This is a genomic window from candidate division KSB1 bacterium, assembly GCA_022562085.1.
GTDB lineage: Bacteria > Zhuqueibacterota > Zhuqueibacteria > Oceanimicrobiales > Oceanimicrobiaceae > Oceanimicrobium.
In genome coordinates this window covers 1-3,281 of record JADFPY010000433.1, presented here as the reverse complement: position 1 = coordinate 3,281, position 3,281 = coordinate 1, and the positions used below count along the sequence as shown (strand labels likewise).

The following is a 3,281-nucleotide window of genomic DNA, read 5'->3' as shown; positions in this document are numbered from 1 at the left end:
TATTACCCCTCACATACCAGATTAAGACATCAGTATCAACCAGCATTCTTAACTCTGCCCTGTCTGAAGTTTTGAACGTAATCCTCAACGTTTTTTACAGCAGCATTATCTTTCCAGATGCCAAACAATTCATCTCCAGCCGATTTATTACTCTGTTCATTACCTATTGGGACGAGTTTTGCGCAAGGTTTACCGCGGTAAGTGATGATTACTTCCTCACCTCGTGACACTGTATCAAGTAGTTCCTTTGTGTTAAATCTTAACTCTTTAGCTGTTGCACGCATTCTATTTTCAAAAAACTTAAAAAGTTTATACTTTGAAAGGATAAACTATAAAAGATAGAAAGTCAATTAGAATAATTCATTTCTCCTCCACGGCATAATCGTCGCCATAATACTTGCTGGTAATGGCAGTGTGAAATTTTATTGCTGACACCGGCTCGTATTTCGGCTCGCCGAGGCCGGGCAGGACTTCGAGAATCTCATCCTCCCAGACGTAAACCGCCATGGGAAATGTAATACGCGGCTTATTGATGAGAGCCGGGTTTTGAGGTTTACTGACGCGATGCGTCGTCGAAGGCAGCCGGTCGTTGGTGATACGCTGCATGTAGTCGCCGGTATTTAGCACGATGCTGCCTTTGGGCGGGTTGAGGCGAATCCATTTCATATTTTCACGATTCAGCACCTGCAGGCCTTCGACACTTTCCGCGGGCAATATTGTGAACAAATCGACGTCCTCGTGGCCCAGCATTCGCCCGGCGCCGGATTCAACATCCTCAGCGCTCATGGGCGGATAATAGTTGAGCCGAAAGCCGAAGTTGGTTTTCGTCAGCTTCCGGTCATAAAGATGGGGGTCGCAGCCGAAGTAGCGCAGGATGCTCTGCATAATTGGCAAAATAAGCTTCTCATGTTCGAGAACAATCTGCCGGAAGAACGCTTCGAATCCCTGCTTGGGCCAGAAATCTTTCTCGTTGTAAGTGGAGTCGCCGTCCATATTAAATGCACGTCGGCAAAAGACCCAGCCTTCTACCAGATCAGGATGAATCCTCGAGGTCTCTTTGATCGGAAAATACCCTTCGTTTACGGAACCGTACCGTTGCGCCAGATACTTCATGCGCTCATCGACCGTTGAGGATTCAAAAAACTCCCGGGTTTTTTCGATGCCCTGCTCATGAAGTTTCGGATCGACGCCATGCCCTGCCAAAATCACAAATCCGATGCCCTCCATCGCATCACCAAGCTCTTCTGCGAATTGATTTTTGCCCGACTCTCCGCCGTGAAAAAACTGATTCAAGTCACAGGTTTTGATTTCGTACTCATTGTCAAACTGATCTTCATCGGATTCAGCCAGATGATAGGCCTGCTCCTTTTTAACTTGATCGTATTTGGTATATTCCTGATTGAGTGCTTTGATGCCTTTTTCTTTTGTTTTGTCCATTTTCTCTCAGCCTTTATTTTATGTTATTACTTCTCATTCTTTGTATTTTTTTGCAAAGAATTCCAAACAAAGATTATTGTCGAATGTATGAAAAGCTTTCAGCTATCAGCCGTCAGCTTTAAAAAACTGCATTGACATAGTCAATGAACTCCAAATAACACTCCTAATTTTGGAGTGAAGGGACTGTGTCACTTAAAAACCTGACAATTCATTCTCAGGCGCATCCTTAAAAAAAGCTGAAAGCTAATAGCTGACCGCTGATAGCTTCATCCTAAAGTTCGTTTCACGTCTCACATCTCACGTTTGCCAGGCGGCTTTGCCGCGCTATGTATCGCTAAAGATTCCTTTTCACAAACTCTGCAAAACTGCCCGGTGCGCGCCCCAATAACGCTGCCAAGGCTTTTGGGGTTCCTAAAAAATCATATCGTTCATAATAACGAAACATCTGCACCAGGGTGTCAATCCGGTAGTCGCCCAGGCCACTGTTTTTTGCTTGCTCTTGCCACATTTCAATACCGGTTTCCTGCACTGAAACGCTTCGCTGGAGTTGTTCTTCGAGAATCGCGGCCACCTCTTTCTGGTTCAGAACATCCGGGCCGCTCAACTCGTATGTCGCACCTTCATGCCCTGGTTCCCTTAGAACGGTGGCGGCCGCTTCGCCGACGTCCTCCAGGTCAACCATACTCAGCCGTGTCTCTGCCGCATATGGCACGGAATAGATACCATCCGTTAAAATTTGATGCCAATTCGCCAGGATATTTTGCATGTAGGCAGCAGGTTGGAGAATCGTACAGGATAGACCTGAATCCAAAAGATGTCCTTCTACCAGAAATTTATGCCAATGATGCGGCATGGCCTGGATTTGCGGATGCAGCACGGAATGATAAACAAACCGCTCACATCCGGCTGACTTTGCACAAGCCACAACGATTTTCCCGATGGCGAATTCGTCAGGGTGCATATTCGGACAAATATGGTAAATTCCGCGGACATCCGCAACGGCTTCGTTGACCGATTCCCGATTCAGCATATTTCCAACCACAACTTCTTTAACCCCAAGCTGATTCAGGAGCGCAACCTGATTGTGGCGGAAAACCAGCGCCCGAACGGATTCTCCTTTCGCAATCAAAGCCTGAATAATGGCCAACCCTGTTTTGCCGGCAGCGCCGGTGACTAGAAACATTTTGTGTCTTTCCTATACTCTCTCAAAAAACGACTCATCACCAGTCTATGGGAAAATAGTCCTTAAGAAATTTACCACACCAATGTTTGCCGGTTAAGATGCCATCAAAGAAAGGATCACAAACTCTCGCCGCGCCATCGATAATATCTAATGGCGGCTGGAAGTCATGCACTCTTTGTTTAAACTCGGAAAGTTCTGCGGGATCTTCGTCCGTGACCCAGCCCGTATCAACGGCATTCATGTAGATGCCGTCTTTAGCCAAATCTTTAGCGGATGTATGCGTCAGCATATTCAGGGCAGCTTTCGCCATATTCGTATGTGGATGTCGTGCAGCCTTCTTAAATCTTAAGAATTTACCTTCCATGGCGGTGACATTAACGATATGCTTTTGCCCGGTGGTGTCCCGCTTCATCAGCGGTAGCAATCTGTTGCACAGCACAAATGGCGCCACAGAATTCACCAATTGTACTTCGAGCATTTCTGTCGTCTGTATTTCTCCCAGACGTAAACGCCAACTATTTGTCTTGCGCAAATCCACCTGCTGCAGATCGGCATCGAGCTTTCCCTCCGGGAAGATTTCCTCCGGACTCAGGGAGCTATCCTGACGATATGGAATCTGCGAAAGTTGAGCTGATTCTCGCAAACCTATTCCCGGCTGGGG

General features: G+C 46.7%; 4 protein-coding genes. All 4 read right to left on the bottom strand.

The genetic code is table 11. The features are described from left to right. Window positions 1-35: 35 nt before the first annotated feature. Window positions 36-284: a type II toxin-antitoxin system prevent-host-death family antitoxin gene (locus tag IH879_21835; GenBank protein MCH7677567.1), complete on the bottom strand. Its 249-nt coding sequence runs from the start codon at window positions 282-284 to the stop codon at window positions 36-38. 76 nt (window positions 285-360) lie between these two features. After that, window positions 361-1,437, bottom strand: a complete 1,077-nt coding sequence (locus tag IH879_21830; GenBank protein ID MCH7677566.1) for an isopenicillin N synthase family oxygenase — start codon at window positions 1,435-1,437, stop codon at window positions 361-363. A 334-nt stretch (window positions 1,438-1,771) separates the two neighbouring features. Then, window positions 1,772-2,620, bottom strand: coding sequence for an NmrA family NAD(P)-binding protein (locus IH879_21825; protein ID MCH7677565.1), 849 nt, complete (start codon window positions 2,618-2,620; stop codon window positions 1,772-1,774). Window positions 2,621-2,657: 37 nt separating this feature from the next. Beyond that, a partial coding sequence (locus IH879_21820) for an SDR family oxidoreductase (protein MCH7677564.1) occupies window positions 2,658-3,281 on the bottom strand: 624 nt, incomplete at its 5' end.